Here is a 654-nt window from a genome sequence, read left to right as displayed (position 1 = left end):
AACGCCGCTACGGGAGCATCGAGGCACTCAACGCGGCCTGGGGCACCGCTTTCTGGTCCCAGAACTACGGTTCATTTGGCGAAATCCTGCCGCCCGCCGTCGCGCCTTCCACCCTGAACCCGGGCCAGCAGCTGGACTTCCAGCGGTTCAACTCGTGGGCGCTGATGGACTACTACAAAGCGCTCGTGGCCGTCCTGCGCGAGGTTACGCCCACCGTTCCCTGCACCACCAACTTGATGGCCTCAAGCGCCACCAAGTCCATGGACTACTTCGAGTGGGCCAAGGACCTGGATGTCATCGCGAACGATCACTACCTCGTGGCCGCCGATCCCGAGCGGCACATCGAACTGGCGTTCAGCGCGGACCTCACCCGCGGAATTGCGGGCGGCGACCCATGGATCCTGATGGAGCATTCGACGTCGGCCGTCAACTGGCAGCCGCGCAACCAGCCCAAGATGCCCGGTGAGATGCTGCGCAACTCCCTCTCGCATGTGGCACGCGGCGCGGACGCTGTGATGTTCTTCCAGTGGCGTCAGAGCTTTGCCGGGTCTGAAAAGTTCCACTCCGCGATGGTCCCCCACGGCGGCCGTGACACGCGGGTGTGGCGTGAAGTGGTGAAGCTGGGGTCTGCGCTGAAACGGCTTGCGCCCGTTC

1 protein-coding gene is annotated in these 654 nt (G+C 64.4%); it reads left to right on the top strand.

The window, feature by feature from the left end; genetic code table 11:
- The coding region (locus ACP7AX_RS19175; RefSeq protein WP_426228782.1) for a beta-galactosidase at nt 1–654 on the top strand (654 nt) is incomplete at both ends.

The sequence above is a fragment of the Pseudarthrobacter sp. DSP2-3-2b1 genome, assembly GCF_049895945.1.
GTDB lineage: Bacteria > Actinomycetota > Actinomycetes > Actinomycetales > Micrococcaceae > Arthrobacter.
Note: the sequence above shows the minus strand (reverse complement) of the source record. Positions and strands in the feature narration are given on the sequence as shown.